The sequence below is a fragment of the Pseudogemmobacter sonorensis genome (genome assembly GCF_042762395.1).
Lineage (GTDB): Bacteria > Pseudomonadota > Alphaproteobacteria > Rhodobacterales > Rhodobacteraceae > Pseudogemmobacter > Pseudogemmobacter sonorensis.
Window position 1 is genome coordinate 1 of the sequence record NZ_JBEFZE010000015.1, and the last position, 14,750, is coordinate 14,750.

Genomic DNA, 14,750 nt, shown 5'->3' on the forward strand with positions numbered 1-14,750 from the left:
GCCCCCGGCGCTGCGCGGCGCGGGGGCGAGTGCTCCGGCTGCCGCCGCAGCCCCTGCCGCGATGGGGCCCGAAACGGCGGCGCTGGCCGAGAAGGCTTCCGCCCGCAAGGCCATCGCGGCCGATGCCGCCGACAAGCTGCGCGCCGCCTCGGGTGAGGCTCCCTCGGGTGAGGTGCCGGCGCCCAAACGCGGCGGGCGCACCCGCTCGGCGGTGAAGGCCAAGGCGCCGGAGGTGTCGGCATTGGCGGAGGCACCGGCGGAAAAGCCGGCGGCGGAAAAGAAGAAGGCCGCTGCCCGCGGCGCGAAAGACGATACCGCGAAAGCGGGATCGCAACCGGCGGGGGCCAGGGACAAACCGGCGAAGGAAACCGCCGGTGCGGCGAAGAAACCCGCCCCCAAGAAGTCTGCCGCGAAGAAATCCGCAGTCCCCATCCCCGCCGACGCCCCGGCGCGTCCTGATTCGCCCCCCTTCGATCCGCTTGACGAGCAACCGACATGACCCAAGACCAGATCGACGACAGTTCGGCCCCGCTGATCGAACATCTGACCGAACTTAGAAACCGCATCCTGTGGTCGCTCGGCGCCTTTCTGGTCGCGATGATCCTGTGCTTCACGGTGTGGAATCCGATCTTCAACTTCCTCACCCGTCCGATCTGCTCTGCCCTGGCCGAGCGCCAGCAGGATTGCGGCCTTGTGCTGATCAAGCTGCAGGAAGGGTTCTTCGTCGCCATCCGCATCTCGGTCATCGGGGGGATCGCGCTGTCCTTCCCGGTGATCGCCTATCAGATGTGGCGCTTCGTGGCGCCGGGGCTTTACCGCAGCGAGAAACAGGCCTTCCTGCCCTTCCTGGTCGCCAGCCCGGTGATGTTCTTCCTGGGCGCCGCCTTCGCCTATTACGTCGTGCTGCCGATCGCCTTCAATTTCTTCCTGACCTTCCAGCAGGGCGTGATCACCGATGCCGGGGGCGGCGGCGTCGCGACCGTGCCGGGCGCGGTGGCCGAGGGCACCGGCCAGGTCGAGCGCGAGGCGCGCGGGCTGGCGGGCGTGGTGTTCCAGGGCTCGATGGAAAGCTATCTGGCGCTGACCACCAGCTTCGTGCTGGCCTTCGGGCTGTGTTTCCAGCTTCCGGTCCTGCTGACGCTGATGGGGCGGGCGGGGCTGGTGACGGCGGCGGGGCTGGCGGGGGTGCGCCGCTATGCCATCGTCATCATCCTGCTCGTCTCGGCTTTGGTGACGCCGCCCGACGTGATGTCGCAGATCATCCTCTTCGCGGCGGTCTATCCGCTTTACGAGATCTCGATCTTCCTCGTCCGCCGCTTCGAGAAGAAGAAAGAGGCCGAGGCCCGCGCCGCGGGCGAATGGGAAGAGGACGAGGAAGCCGGGAAGGACGGCGCGGCATGACCGACTCTGTCCTGATCCGCATCGCGGAGGCCCTGGAGCGGCTTGCCCCGCCGCCGGGCCCCGCCCCCGATTTCGACGCCGCCGATGCCTTCGCCTGGGCCACCGATCCCGACCGGCTGGAGCCCGTCCCTCGCGTCGCCGGGGTCGAGATCGGCCTGCTTCTGGGCGTCGACCGCGCCCGCGACACGCTGCTGGCCAATACCCGGCAGTTCGCGCGCGGGCTTTCGGCGAACAACGCGCTTTTGTGGGGCGCGCGCGGCATGGGCAAGTCCAGCCTTGTGAAGGCGGTCCATGCCCAGGTCCGCGCGGAGGGGCTGGCGCTGAAGATCGTCGAGTTGAGCCGCGAGGATCTGCCCTCGGTCTCGCGCCTGCTGGCGCAGTTGCGCGCGGCGCCGCAGCACCGCTTCCTGCTGTTCTGCGATGACCTGTCCTTCAGCCATGACGACCAGCATTACAAAAGCCTCAAGGCCGTGCTGGACGGCGGGATCGAGGGGCGGCCCGTCAATGTGCTGCTCTACGCCACCTCGAACCGCCGCCACCTGATGCCGCGCGACATGATCGAGAACGAACGCTCCTCGGCGATCAACCCGTCCGAGGCGGTGGAGGAGAAGGTCTCGCTTTCCGACCGTTTCGGGCTGTGGCTGGGCTTCCATCCCTGTTCGCAGGACGAATATCTCGACATGATCCGGGGCTATTGCGCGGCCCATGGCGTGACTGTCCCCGAAGAGCGGCTGGTGGCCGAGGCGGTGGAATGGACGCGCACGCGGGGCGCGCGCTCGGGCCGGGTGGCCTGGCAGTTCTTCGCCGATCTGGCCGGGCGCGAGGGCGTCGGGGTCGGGGCATGAACGGGCCGGGCCGAAGTCCGGGACGGGCACGCCCTTGCGCCATGGCGCTGCGGTTCAAGGGAGAAGCGGCATGCTGACGGAAATCCTGCTGATCCTGGCGCTGATCGTCCTGAACGGCGTGCTGGCCATGTCCGAGCTTGCCGTGGTCTCGTCCCGGCCCGCGCGGCTGCGCGCGATGGAGGGGCGGGGCGCGCGCATGGCGCTGGCGCTTTCGGAAAACCCGGGGCGGTTCCTGTCCAGCGTGCAGATCGGCATCACCGCCGTCGGCATCCTGTCGGGGGCGCTGGCGGGCGATACGCTGGGCCAGCGGCTGGCCGACTGGCTGGTCTCGGGTGGCCCGATTGCCGGCGGTATGGACCCGGCCTGGGCGAAAATGCTTGGCGTCGGCGGCGTGGTGGTGGCGATCACCTATGTCTCGCTGATCGTGGGGGAGCTGGTGCCCAAGCAGCTTGCGCTGCGCAACCCCGAGGCGGTGGCCGCGCGGATCGCGCCGATGATGGTGATCCTGTCGAAGGTCGCGGCGCCGGTGGTGTGGTTTCTCGACATCTCGGGCCGTTTCGTGCTGCGGCTTCTGGGGCAGGGCGGCGCGGGCGCCAGCCGGGTGACCGAGGAAGAGGTCAAGGGCATTCTGGACGAGGCGCGCGAGACCGGCGTGATCGAGGCCGACGAGCGCGAGCTGATGACCGGGGTGATGCGGCTTTCCGACCGCAATGCGCGCGGGCTGATGACGCCGCGCACCGAGATCGAGATGCTGTCCCTGGACGCGCTGCCCGACGATCTCGGCGCGGATATCGAGCGGATCGCCCGGCCCCGGATGCTGGTCGCCGACGCCATGGGCGAGGTGGCCGGGATCGTGCGGCTGTCCGAGATCTACCGCAGTCTTGCGGCGGGCGAGGGGCTGGACCTGGCCCGCCTCACGCGCGAGGTGCCGGTGGTGTCCGAACGCATGGGCGCGCTTGCGGTGATCGAGGTCCTGCGCCGCAGCGAAGACCGGATGGCGCTGGTCTACGACGAATACGGCCAGTTCGAGGGCATCGTCACCACGGCCGACGTGCTGGAGGCGATCACCGGCACCGAGGCCGGGCATGAGGCCGAGGAGCCCGCCATCCTTCCCCGCGCCGACGGCAGCCTGCTGGTCTCGGGCTGGATGCCCGCGGATGAATTCTGCGACCGCATGGGCCTGCCGCGCGGCCTGGCGGGCGATTACGGCACGGTGGCGGGGCTGGTGCTGGACCGGCTTGGCCATATGCCCGTCCTGGGCGAGGTCTTCGAGACCCATGGCCACCGCTTCGAGGTGATCGACATGGACGGGCTGCGCATCGACAAGGTGCTGGTCACGCCGCCCCCTCCCGCCGCCGAGGGCGCGCATGGGAGCGAAGCGGGCTGAGGCGAAGGGGCGCGGTCAGCCCCTCCCGGGCTCTCGCCGCCGCCTTTGCCCGGGGTTCCTGTCTCCCGTTCCTCCTCCCCTCCGACGCCCGCTTCGGCCGCGCCTGGTCGGGCCGCGCCGCTCGGGTTTCATTCGGGGCGCAGGGGCCAGACCGTTCCGCTTGGGCGCCTGTTTCGGTCGTTCCGCCAGGGCGCCTCTGGTCGCACCCCCATTCGGGGGCTCCGGCCAGGCCGTGCCATTCTGGCGCCAGTTTCGGTCGCACTGGTCGAGCCATGCCGCTCTGGACCCATTCGGGGCGCAGGGGCGAGACCGTTCCGCTTGGGCGCCTGTTTCGTCCACTCTGGCAGAGCGTATCGGATCCCACCCCCATTCGGGGCGCTCTGGCCAGACCGTTCCCCTCTGGGGCATGGTTTCCTCTGGGGCATGGTTTCGGCCGCAACGCTCCGACCGGCCCGCTTCGGCTGCCCGTTGGGGCTGCGCCGCGCCCCTTCCGCTGCGGCGATCCCGCTCACACTGCCCCGCTCACACTGCGCGGTCGATCTTTGTCGAAAGATGGATCAGGCTTTCCGAGCTTCGCACCCCCGCCATGGCCCCGATCTGGTCCAGCACCTGGTCCAGCACCTGGGTATTGGGGCACGCGATCTGCAACAGGAAATCGAACCGGCCCGAGGTGGTGAAGACCCGCTCCACCTCGTTGATCGAGCGCAGCCGGGTCAGGATCGCGGCCTGCGACCGGGGCTCGATCGTCAGCAGGACCGAGGCCCTTAGCCGCCCCTCGCGCGCGGTCTCGCCCAGCTTGAGCGTATAGCCCACGATGACGCCCGAGGTCTCCAGCCGCTCCAGCCGGGCCTGGATGGTCGAGCGCGCGACCCGCAGCCGCCGCGACAGCGTGGCGACCGACATCCGCGCATCGGCCCCCAGAAGGCCCAGAATGTTGCGATCCAGTTCATCCATGCAAATTGACCGATCTTTTCGTCATTATAACGACGATACGCTACATTTATATAGTTTTGTTCGGTGAAGTTGTAACACATATGCAGCATCCTGTTTTGCAGGAAAAGGGCGGCTCATACGCACCTGGCCTGGTTTTCTTCAAACCGCGCGAGGTGCCCGGCCCTGATGATGGGTTTCGGGTCAACGCGTTCTGTTGGCCGAAAGGAACCGCCGATGGGACTCTCCAAAACGATCTGGTCGAACCCGACAGAATATTTGCGCATCCACCAGCCGGAAAACCCGGTGCTGTTCTTCAGCCCCTCGGCGGTGCAGGCCTCGGCCCGGCGTTTCATCGACGGCTTTCCGGGCATGGTCACCTATGCGGTGAAATCCAACCCCGGCGAAGAGATGATCGAGAACCTCGCCGCCGCCGGGATCCGCGGCTACGACTGCGCCTCGCCCTGGGAAATCGACCTGATCCGCCGCCTCGCCCCCGACGCGGCGATCCATTACCACAACCCGGTCCGCTCGCGCGCCGAGATCGAACATGCGGTCTCGCGCGGGGTGAAAAGCTACAGCGTCGATTCGCGCTCGGAACTGGCCAAGCTGATCCAGGCCGTCCCCGCCGAGGGGGTGGAGATTTCGGTCCGCTTCAAGCTGCCGGTGGCGGGCGCGGCCTATAATTTCGGCGCCAAGTTCGGCGCGACGGTGGAGCTGGCGACCGAGCTGCTGGCCGAGGTGGCGGCTGCGGGCTACGTGCCCTCGCTGACCTTCCACCCGGGCACGCAATGCACCGATCCCCACGCCTGGGAGGCCTATATCCGCGAGGCGGCGGTGATCTCGGCCCAGGCGGGCGTGACCATCGCGCGGCTGAACGTGGGCGGGGGCTTCCCGTCGCACCGGCTTGAGGCCGTGCGGCCCGAACTCGACGCGATCTTCGCGCTGATCGACCGCACCGCGACCGAGGCCTTCGGCGCCAACCGCCCGCTTCTGGTCTGCGAGCCGGGCCGGGCGCTGTGCGGCGATGCCTTCACCCTGGCCGCCCGCGTGAAGGCAGTGCGCGACGAGGACCACGTCTTCCTCAACGACGGCGTCTACGGCACGCTGGTCGAACTGCCGATGATCGGCGTGATCGACCGGATCCATGTGCTGGGCCCGGACGGCGTGCCGCGCCGGGGCGCGCCGCAGCCGCGCATCGTCTTCGGCCCGACCTGCGATTCGGTCGACCGCCTGCCGGGCGAGATCGAGCTTCCGGCCGATATCGCCGAGGGCGATTATCTGGTCTGGCACGGCATGGGCTCTTACTCCGTGGTGACGAACAGCCGTTTCAACGGTTTCGGCGATCTGGCCATGGCGACGGTGCTGTCGCTCAAGGTCTGATCGCGGCCCCCGCCCGGCGAAATTCGGGCGGCCCGGAAGATCGGTCCCGGAAAATCGACCCGATAGAACCGACCCCGGAAAATCGGTAAGGAAAGACGCCCTCCGGCTGGACAAAGCCCGCCGGAGGGCTAATCTTTTCAGCGGTTTGGCCGATGGCATGCGTGCTGCGGCCCGCCCCCTTGCCGAAAGGATCCGCCATCGCCCTTCTTGCCCGCATCAAGGGCTGGCTGCGCCGCCGCCCGCTGACCGAAACCGCCCCCGCCGCCGCGCCGCAACCGGGGCGGGCGCGGGGGCGGGTGGATCATGTCGTGATCCTCGACGGCACGCTTTCCTCGCTGGATCCGGGGCATGAGACCAATGCGGGCCTGGCCTGGCGGCTTTTGTCCGGGGGCGGGCCGCGCCCGGGCCGCACGATCTATTACGAAGAGGGCATCCAGTGGCAGGGCTGGCGGCGCGGCCTCGACATCCTGCAGGGCCGGGGGATCGAGGGCCAGATCGCCCGCGCCTATGGCCATCTGGCCAGCCATTACCGCGCGGGCGACCGGATCTATCTGTTCGGCTATTCGCGCGGCGCCTATGCGGTGCGCTCGCTGGCGGGGATGATCGGGCGGATGGGGCTGTTGCGGCAGGAGGCGGCGCTGGAGCGCAACATCCGCCAGATCTGGCGCCACTACCGCCGGGATCCCGCCAGCCCCGCCGCGCTGGCCCTGAAGGCCCGCGCCTGCCATGCCGTCGCGCCGGTCGAGATGGTGGGGCTCTGGGACACGGTGGCGGCGCTTGGCCTGCGGCTGCCGCTGTTGTGGATGCTGACCGAGAAGAACCACGCTTTCCACGACATGGCGCTTGGCTCCCATGTGCGCCACGGCTTCCACGCGCTGGCGCTGGACGAGACGCGGGCGGTCTTCGCGCCGGTGCTGTGGTCCACGCAGGGGCAGGGCCAGACTGCGGGTGGGGCGGGTAATGTCGAACAGGTCTGGTTCCGGGGCGCGCATGCCGATATCGGCGGCCAGTTGGGCGGGTTCGAGGCGGCGCGGCCGCTGTCGAACATCCCGCTGGTCTGGATGCTCGACCGGGCCGAGGCGGCCGGGCTCGACCTGCCGCCGGGCTGGCGCAACCGCTTTCCCTGCGACCCCTCGGCGCCGTGCATCGGCACCTGGCGGGGCTGGAGCCTGTTGTTCCTGCTGCGCCGCCGCCGCAGGCCGGGCCGCGACCCCAGCGAGAGGCTGCATGAAAGCGTTCCCGCCTCGGCCCGGGCGCGCTGGCCGAAACCGGGCTAAAGCAGCAGCGCCCGCAGGCCCAGAAGTGCGGCGATCAGCACCGGCTGGTGGATCAGATAGATCGTCAGCGAATGCCGCCCCGGCCAGGCCAGCAGCCGCAGCCAGCGCCGCCCGGGCAATGCGAGCCGGGGCCAGAGCCCACGCAGCGACAGCGCCTTGGCGCAGGCCATCCCGGCCAGGAAGGGCGCGAACCAGGGAAACAGCGGCTCGTAATCGGCGGTGGCGGGCACCCGGCCCGAAAGGCCGGTCCAGATCAGCCAGCCGTCGAAGACCGGATGCGACCAGAACCAGGGGAGCGCGAAGACCAGCCCGGCAAGGACCAGCATCGCCGCGGGCGAAAGCCGCAGGAACAGCAGCCCGACCAGCGACGAAACCGCGATGGAATGCAGGATGCCGTAGAAGATCGTCAGGCCGGGCAGGGCGAAATGGCTTGCCACCGTGACCAGCGCCGCCGCCGCCAGGATCTTCGCCAGCCGCAGCAGGAACGGGCGCCAGCGGATCCCGCCGCCATGCGACAGCCACAGCCCCACCCCGGCCAGGAAGATGAAGCTGCCCGCCACGATCCGGGCGAAATACCAGAAGAAGCCGCTGGTCGCGGTGCCCGGCGCGATGAAGCCCAGGGCGTCGAGGTCGTAGGTCAGGTGGAAGGCCACCATCCCCGCCAGCGCCAGCGTCCGCAGCAGGTCGATCAGGATCAGGCGGTTCTTCTGGATCGGGGTCATGCTCTGCCCTGTCTGCGTCGCGCGTTATGGCGTCGCGCCGATCATCGGCTTTCGCGCGGGCGGCGCAAGCCCCGCCAAAGGGGGGGAAGCGAAAAGGGCGGCCCCGGGGGCCGCCCTTTCCGGTGTCGGTGCCGTCCCTCAGCGGGTGGCGATATCGCTATATTCGCGGGCGGGCGCGCCGACGTAAAGCTGGCGCGGACGGCCGATCTTGCCGGTCGGATCCGAGACCATCTCTTTCCACTGCGAGATCCAGCCGATGGTGCGCGAGATCGCGAAGATCGGCGTGAACATCGAGGTCGGGAAGCCCATGGCCTCAAGGATGATGCCCGAGTAGAAATCGACGTTCGGATAGAGCTTCTTCGAGACGAAATATTCGTCTTCGAGCGCGATCCGCTCCAGCTCCTTGGCGACCTGCAGCAGCGGGTTGTCGTGGACGCCCAGCAGTTCCAGCACCTCGTCGGCGGATTGCTTCATCACCTTGGCGCGCGGGTCGAAGTTCTTGTAGACCCGGTGGCCGAAGCCCATCAGGCGGAACGGATCGTTCTTGTCCTTGGCCTTGGCGATGAATTCTGGAATACGCTCGACCGAGCCGATCTCGCGCAGCATCTCAAGGCAGGCCTGGTTGGCGCCGCCATGCGCCGGACCCCACAGGCAGGCGATCCCCGCCGCGATACAGGCGAAGGGATTGGCGCCCGAGGACCCCGCCAGACGCACGGTCGAGGTCGAGGCGTTCTGCTCGTGATCGGCATGGAGCATCATGATGCGGTCCATGGCCTTTTCCAGGATCGGATTGACCACATATTCCTCGGCCGGGACCGAGAAGCACATGCGCAGGAAGTTCCCGGCATAGCTGAGGTCGTTCTTCGGATAGACGAAGGGCTGGCCGATGGAATATTTGTAGGCCATGGCGGCGATGGTCGGCAGCTTGGCGATCAGGCGGATCGCCGAGACTTCGCGGTGCCAGCGGTCGTTGATGTCGAGGCTGTCGTGGTAGAAGGCCGACATCGCGCCGACGACGCCGACCATGGTCGCCATCGGATGGGCGTCGCGGCGGAAGCCGCGGAAGAAATTCGTCATCTGCTCATGCACCATGGTGTGGCGCGTGATGCGGGTGGTGAAATCGGCAAGCTGGGTGGCGGTGGGCAATTCACCGTAAAGCAGCAGGAAGCAGACCTCGACATGGCTCGACTTCTCGGCCAGTTGCTCGATCGGATAGCCGCGATACAGAAGCTCGCCCTTGTCGCCGTCGATATAGGTGATCGCGCTTTCGCAGGCGGCGGTCGAGGTGAAGCCGGGGTCGTAGGTGAAGACATCGGCCTGCCCGTAGAGCTTGCGGATGTCCAGCACGTCCGGGCCGATGGTCGGTGTCAGGACCGGAAGGTCGTAGTCCTTGCCGTCCAGCGTCAGCGTCGCTTTTCTGTCTGTCATTGGCACATATCCCCCGTGTCGCGTTGCCCGCCCGTCTTTGCGGCGCGGCGGGCCGTTGGCTTCTCACTTCGGTCGCGTGCCGGATCCGCACCCCATTGGGGGGCGGGACTGGCCAGGCCCGGTCCATGTGCCGCGCGGGATTACCCCGCGGCGTCCGAAAGCCTCGCGATCGTCTCGTCCCGACCGATGACCAGCATCATGTCGAAAACCGATGGTGTCACGCTGCGCCCGGCCAGCGCCGCGCGAAGCGGTGCCGCCAGCTTGCCGAATCCGATACCGTTTTCGGCGGCGATCTGGTTCAGAATGGGCTCCAGCGCGTCCTTCGTCCAGCTAGCATTTTGCAGATGCGGCGTCAACGATCGCAGTATACTACGGGATACCGAATCCAACGCCGCCGCCGCCTTCTCATCGGGCGCGACCGGGCGGGAAATCAGCGCGAAACGCGCTTTTTCAAGCAGCTCCGGGAAGGTCTTCGCGCGGTCCTTGACGAAGGGCATTGCGCGCGCGAGCAGAGACCTCTGTGCATCGCTCAACGCAGGCTCATCCTTCGCGGCCAGATAGCCCACGACCTCGGCCAAGAGCGCGGCGTCCCCGGCCATGGCGATGTGATGGCCGCAGGTGTTCTCCAGCTTCTTGAAGTCAAGGCGCGCCGGGGCCCGGCCGATCCCCTTCAGATCGAAGATCGCCATCGCTTCTTCGCTGGTGAAGATCTCAAGATCGCCATGGGCCCAGCCCAGCCGGGTCAGGTAGTTGCGCATCCCCGCCGCCGGATAGCCCATGGCCTGGTATTCTTCCAGCCCGGTGGCGCCGTGGCGCTTCGAGAGCTTCTTGCCGTCCGGCCCGTGGATCAGCGGAATATGCGCCCAGACCGGGATGTCCCAGCCCATCGCGTCATAGACCATCTGCTGGCGCGCGGCGTTGTTCAGGTGGTCGTCTCCCCGGATCACATGGGTCACGCCCATGTCGTGATCATCGACGACGACGGCGAGCATGTAGGTCGGTGTGCCATCGGAGCGCAACACGATCATGTCGTCCAGCGTCTCGTTGCGGATCGTCACCTCGCCCTGCACCTCGTCGCGGATCACGGTCAGCCCGTCGCGCGGCGCCTTCATGCGGATGACGTAAGGCGCATCGGGGTGGGTGGCGGGATCGGCGTCGCGCCAGGGCGACAGGAACACCGGATAGCTGACGCCCCTGGCCTTTTCGGCCTCTTTCCAGGCGGCGATCTCTTCGGCGGTCGAGAAGCAGCGATAGGCGGTGCCGCGCGCCAGCATCTCTTGCGCCACCTCGGCATGGCGGTCCTTGCGGTCGAACTGGCTGACCACCTCGCCGTCCCAGTCGAGGCCCAGCCACTCCAGGCCCTGAAGGATCGCCGCCGTCGCCTCGGGGGTGGAGCGTTCGCGGTCGGTATCCTCGATCCGCAGCAGGAATTTCCCGCCCCGCCCGCGCGCGTAAAGCCAGTTGAACAAAGCCGTGCGCGCGCCGCCGATGTGAAGATAGCCGGTGGGCGAGGGCGCGAAACGGGTGACGACCTGCGAGGACATGCGCGGTTGACCTTTCGAGTTAACCTTTTGGAAACCAGGAAACGGCAAGCTGGCCGGGATCTGGTCGGTCGCGGTTCTAGTCGGCAGGGGGGGCGAGGGCAAGGTGGCGGAGGTCCTGGAACGGTCCGGGCGTGATCGGTCGGGTCGCGGCTGGCTCGGCCCGCGCCGGGCGGCATCGCACCTGCGGGTGCTGGCCCTGCCGTTCGAGGCGCTGGCGGGCGCGCGCGGCCATGTCCTGCCGCTCGCGGTGCTGATGATGGGTTGCGGCATCGGGCTGTGGTTCGCCTGGGGGGCAGAGCCGGGGCGGCTCGCGCTGTCGCTCTGGGGCCTTTGCGGCGCGGGGATGCTTGCGGGGGCTTTGGCCGGGCCGCATCTGCTGCGCCCGACCTGCTGCCTTGGCGCGGCGCTGGCGCTTGGATTTCTGGTTGCGGCGCTGCGGGTGCAGATCGTCGCCGCCCCGATGCTGGAATTCCGCTATTACGGCCCGATCGAGGGCCGGGTGGTCGAGATCGACCGCTCCGGCTCGGATGCGCTGCGCCTGACGCTCGACCGGGTGGTGCTGCGCGACATGGCGCCCGCGCGCACGCCCGCCCGGGTGCGCGTGGCGCTGCATGGCGATCTGGCCTTCATGGCGCCGCAGGCGGGCCAGACCGTCATGGTGACCGGCCATCTCGCCCCGCCCGAGGCGGCGGTCGAGCCGGGCGGCTTCGATTTCCGCCGCATGGCGTTCTTCCGCCAGCTTGGCGCGGTGGGCTACAGCCGCGATCCGGTGATGCTGCTGGCGCCGCCCGGCGGGGGAGAGGCCTGGATCGGGCGGCTGCGCGCGCATCTCTCGGCCGGGATCAAGGCGCGGATCCCGGGTGAGGCCGGGGCCTTCGCCTCGGGCGCGCTGACCGGCGACCGCTCGGGCATCAGCCAGGCCACGGTCGAGGCTTTGCGCGACAGTTCGCTCGCCCATATCCTTGCGATTTCGGGGATGAACCTGGCCTTTCTGTGCAGTTTCGTCTTCGCTTTCCTGCGCGGCGCCATCGCCTGCGTCCCGGTGCTGGCCTTGCGGGTGAACGCCAAGAAGATCGCCGCCGTCGCCTCGTTCTTCGTCGCGCTGTTCTACCTGCAGCTCTCGGGCTCGAATGTCGCGACCGAGCGGGCCTTTCTCATGGTCTCGGTGATCATGTTCGCGGTGCTGATCGACCGGCGCTCGATCTCGATCCGCTCGGCGGCGATCTCGGGCGCGATCCTGATGCTCTGGCGGCCCGAGATCCTGCTGGAGCCGGGGTTCCAGATGTCCTTCGCCGCCACCGTCGCGCTGATCGCCGGGTTCGAGGCGATGGACCGCGGCGCGCTGCACGGGCGGTTGCCGCGCTGGATGGCGCCGGTGGTGACGCTGGTGGCAAGCTCGGTGATCGGCGGCTTCGCCTCGGCGCCCTATGCGGCGGCGCATTTCAACCGTTTCGCCGATTACGGGTTGATCGCGAACCTGCTGACCGTGCCCGCGATGGGGCTTCTGATCATGCCCGGGGGGGCGCTGGCCTTCCTGCTCGCGCCCTTCGGGCTGGAGGCGCCGGCGCTCTGGCTCGTGGGGCTGGGCGCGCGCTGGATCCTGCATGTCGCCTATGCGGTGGCCGATATGGAGGGCTCGGTCACCGGCATTCCCGCCCCGGGGGCCTGGGTGCTGGCGCTGGTCACCCTGGCGATGGCCTGGCTGGTGCTTTGGCCCGGACGGGCGCGGCTTCTGGGGATCCCGGGGGTCCTGGCCTGCCTTGCGCTCTGGCCGATGGGGGGGCGGCCCGATCTGCTGGTCAGCGCCGACGGCCGCCTTGTCGGGCTGATGGGGCCGCAGGGGCGGGCGCTGTCCTCGGCGAGGGGGGGCGGCTTCTCGGCCTCGAACTGGCTGGAGAATGACGGCGATCTGGTCGAGCAGGCGGTGGCGGCGGCGCGCCCGGGCTTCACCGGCCCGCCCGAGGCGCGCGGCTTTTCCCTCGCCGGGATCGAGGCGGTGGCGCTGTCCGGGAAGAAGGGCCGCGCGCTGCTGGATGAGGCCTGCGCCGGGGCCGATCTGGTGATCCTGAACCTGCCCATGGCGGCGGCGGAGCGTCCGCCGGGCTGTCGTCTGCTGGACGAGCGGCTGCTGCGCGAGACCGGGACGCTCGCGTTCCGCCTCCGCCCGGACGGGACGGTCCTGGTCACCGCCACCCGTGCCCGGGCAAGGGCGTGGAGCGGTCCGGGCGCCGATCTGGCCGCCCTCGTCGCGATGCTGCCCGAAGGGGTGGTGGTCGCCGGACCGTGACCCTGGGGGGCATGGCCGATCCGGCTGCCGGGTGGAGCTAAGGGGTCTGGCAAACCCGGCTCCGGGGTTGCGCCGAGGGAGGCGGTTCGTTCAACCTGCTGGTGAAAGGCAGCCCAAACGGCAGGGGAAACCATTCCTGGAGCTCCATCCGGCGGGCGAATGAGGTGGCTCCCGGCAGAACACCGATATCGTGGTCGTGCCGCGTGGAGGGCGGCGCATCGAGCGGTGCGACCCCGCCCGGAGGTTTGGGCGCTTTATAAGGGGGGCGGAACAACGATGCCGTGGTTTTGCCGAGGAAGGTGAGTGGTTCGACGTTCCGCCGCCGCGTGGAAAGCGGTGCATTGCGCGGTGCGACCTGGCCCGGAGGCCTGGACGCTTCGTTGGGTCGGCAGAACGCCGATGCCGTGGTCGTGCCGAGGGAGGTGAGCGGTCCGGTGTTCCGGTGCCGCGTGGAGGGGGGGATAGAGCAGGACGACCGAGGCTGGAGGCTTGGGTGCTTGGCAGGCTCGGCGGGACACCGATGGCGTAGTCGAGCCGGGGAAGCGAGCGGTCTGGCGTTCCACCGGCCGCACGGAAGGCGGTGCATGACGCGGGGCAAACCGGTCCGGAGGCCTGGGCGCTTGGCGGGCTGGTCAAGGGCGGTGCCGGGCAAGGGCAGCGACCTGGTTTCTGGTTCATTCCTCCGGGGTGTCGCCTTCCCACGGGCCAGGTCTTCCCCCCGGCGCGCGGGCCCTCGCTCGGGCCGCGGTCTTCGCCGCATGGTGGGCCCCGGGGGGGGGCGCCGGGGCTCAATAGCTGCGGATCAGTCCGACGAGGCGGCCCTGCACCTTGACCAGATGGTCGGGGATGACGCGGGTCTCATAGGCCGGGTTGGCGGCCTCCAGTGCGATCATGCCGCCACGGCGGCGAAAGCGTTTCAGCGTCGCCTCCTGATCCTCGACCAGGGCCACCACGATATCGCCGTTCTCGGCGGTGGCCTGTTCGCGGATCACGACGATATCGCCGTCGTTGATCCCGGCCTCGATCATCGAATCGCCCTTGACCTCAAGCGCGTAATGGCTGCCGCGCCCCGAGAGCATCGAGCCCGGCACCGCGACGTGATGCGAGACCTCGGAAATCGCTTCGATCGGCACGCCGGCGGCGATCCGGCCCATCACGGGCAGTTCCAGCGCATGGACCGCCTCGACCGCCATGGCCTCTTTCGGGGCGGGGCGGCGGTCGCCCTCGATCACGCGGGGGGCGAAGGCCGGGGCGGCAGCGGCGGATGCGGAGGCCTTCTCCATCGCCTCGGGCAGTTTGATGATCTCCAGCGCACGGGCGCGATGGGCGAGGCGGCGGATGAAGCCGCGCTCTTCCAGCGCGGTGATCAGCCGGTGGATGCCGGATTTGGAGCGCAGGTCGAGCGCCTCTTTCATCTCGTCGAAGGAAGGCGGGATGCCGTCCTGGTCCACCCGGACCTTGATGAAGTTCAGCAGCTCCAGTTGTTTGCGCGTGAGCATTGGCGATCCCGCCCCTTCGATCCCGATCCCGTTGACATAATGTTCTG

The 14,750-nt window shown here is 68.8% G+C and carries 11 protein-coding genes and 1 pseudogene; 7 read left to right on the plus strand and 5 right to left on the minus strand.

Translation table 11 applies throughout. The annotated features are described in order from the left end of the window. The 4 genes and pseudogenes from ABNX41_RS12060 to ABNX41_RS12075 all read left to right on the plus strand — a co-directional run. Window positions 1-499: pseudogene (locus ABNX41_RS12060) on the plus strand (hypothetical protein); the annotation flags it as partial. After that, the gene (tatC, locus tag ABNX41_RS12065) at window positions 496-1,401 is read left to right on the plus strand and encodes a twin-arginine translocase subunit TatC (RefSeq protein ID WP_438669980.1); all 906 of its coding nucleotides are present in this window, start codon (window positions 496-498) and stop codon (window positions 1,399-1,401) included. The pseudogene ABNX41_RS12060 and the gene tatC, both read left to right, overlap by 4 nt. Beyond that, window positions 1,398-2,246, plus strand: coding sequence for an ATP-binding protein (locus ABNX41_RS12070; protein ID WP_438669981.1), 849 nt, complete (start codon window positions 1,398-1,400; stop codon window positions 2,244-2,246). The genes tatC and ABNX41_RS12070 overlap by 4 nt, the downstream gene beginning before the upstream one ends. Before the next feature lie 70 nt (window positions 2,247-2,316). Further along, window positions 2,317-3,633, plus strand: coding sequence for a hemolysin family protein (locus ABNX41_RS12075; protein WP_438669982.1), 1,317 nt, complete (start codon window positions 2,317-2,319; stop codon window positions 3,631-3,633). Window positions 3,634-4,155: 522 nt separating this feature from the next. Here ABNX41_RS12075 and ABNX41_RS12080 read toward each other — a convergent pair. After that, entirely contained in the window at window positions 4,156-4,587 is a 432-nt protein-coding gene (locus tag ABNX41_RS12080; RefSeq protein WP_438669983.1) for an Lrp/AsnC family transcriptional regulator, read from the minus strand. 213 nt (window positions 4,588-4,800) lie between these two features. On the opposite strand from ABNX41_RS12080, the gene ABNX41_RS12085 reads away from it, so the two are divergent. Further along, complete coding sequence (locus tag ABNX41_RS12085; protein WP_438669984.1) at window positions 4,801-5,946, plus strand: type III PLP-dependent enzyme; 1,146 nt, start codon at window positions 4,801-4,803, stop codon at window positions 5,944-5,946. 197 nt (window positions 5,947-6,143) lie between these two features. Further along, entirely contained in the window at window positions 6,144-7,223 is a 1,080-nt protein-coding gene (locus tag ABNX41_RS12090) for a T6SS phospholipase effector Tle1-like catalytic domain-containing protein (protein ID WP_438670047.1), read from the plus strand. On the opposite strand, the gene ABNX41_RS12095 is transcribed toward ABNX41_RS12090, so the two are convergent. The 3 genes from ABNX41_RS12095 to gltX form a co-directional block, all read right to left on the minus strand. After that, the gene (locus tag ABNX41_RS12095; RefSeq protein WP_438669985.1) at window positions 7,220-7,945 is read right to left on the minus strand and encodes a heparan-alpha-glucosaminide N-acetyltransferase; all 726 of its coding nucleotides are present in this window, start codon (window positions 7,943-7,945) and stop codon (window positions 7,220-7,222) included. The genes ABNX41_RS12090 and ABNX41_RS12095 overlap by 4 nt on opposite strands. 138 nt (window positions 7,946-8,083) lie before the next feature. Continuing rightward, complete coding sequence (locus ABNX41_RS12100) at window positions 8,084-9,373, minus strand: citrate synthase (protein ID WP_438669986.1); 1,290 nt, start codon at window positions 9,371-9,373, stop codon at window positions 8,084-8,086. Between the two features lie 140 nt (window positions 9,374-9,513). Further along, window positions 9,514-10,917 (minus strand): glutamate--tRNA ligase, encoded by a 1,404-nt coding sequence (gene gltX, locus ABNX41_RS12105; protein ID WP_438669987.1) that lies wholly within the window; start codon window positions 10,915-10,917, stop codon window positions 9,514-9,516. Between the two features lie 103 nt (window positions 10,918-11,020). On the opposite strand from gltX, the gene ABNX41_RS12110 reads away from it, so the two are divergent. Next, a complete protein-coding gene (locus ABNX41_RS12110) occupies window positions 11,021-13,204 on the plus strand; it encodes a ComEC/Rec2 family competence protein (RefSeq protein WP_438669988.1) in 2,184 nt (727 codons plus the stop codon). A 788-nt stretch (window positions 13,205-13,992) separates the two neighbouring features. On the opposite strand, the gene lexA is transcribed toward ABNX41_RS12110, so the two are convergent. After that, complete coding sequence (gene lexA / locus ABNX41_RS12115) at window positions 13,993-14,703, minus strand: transcriptional repressor LexA (RefSeq protein ID WP_438669989.1); 711 nt, start codon at window positions 14,701-14,703, stop codon at window positions 13,993-13,995. Window positions 14,704-14,750 lie beyond the last annotated feature (47 nt).